Source organism: Paenibacillus taichungensis (assembly GCF_003287275.1).
GTDB classification, from domain to species: domain Bacteria; phylum Bacillota; class Bacilli; order Paenibacillales; family Paenibacillaceae; genus Paenibacillus; species Paenibacillus taichungensis_A.
Genome location: NZ_QEVW01000053.1, coordinates 1 through 470, shown reverse-complemented (window position 1 = coordinate 470; position 470 = coordinate 1). Strand labels below are relative to the sequence as shown.

Annotated in this window: 1 pseudogene; it reads right to left on the bottom strand. The window is 54.7% G+C overall.

Going from position 1 to position 470, the window contains the following annotated elements:
- A pseudogene (locus tag DC345_RS31395) lies at positions 1–470 on the bottom strand (BclA C-terminal domain-containing protein); the annotation flags it as partial.

Sequence of the window (470 nt, the reverse complement as noted above, 5' to 3'; positions counted from 1 at the left end):
ACCTACTCCAGTTGCTCCCGTTACACCCGTAGGCCCCGTTGGCCCTGCGCCTGCAAGCAATGTATAATCCGGGGATGTTCCCGGCGTTCCCGTTGGCGATGCCACATTTGTTATATACGTACTGCCATCGAAAGTTACAACTTGACCCGCTGGATACGTTGGTGCTACTGCGGGATCAAACGGTACTACTCCATTCAAGCCTACGCCTGTTGCTCCGGTTGCACCTGTAACACCTGCACCTGCAAGCAAAGTGTAATCTGGGGATGTTCCCGGCGTCCCTGTTGGCGATGCAACATTGGTAATGTACGTACTGCCATCAAACGTAACCACTTGACCCGCTGGATACGTTGGGGCTACTGCTGGATCAAAAGGTACAATCCCGCTCAAACCTACTCCAGTTGCTCCCGTTACACCCGTAGGCCCCGTTGGCCCTGCGCCTGCAAGCAATGTATAATCCGGGGATGTTCCCG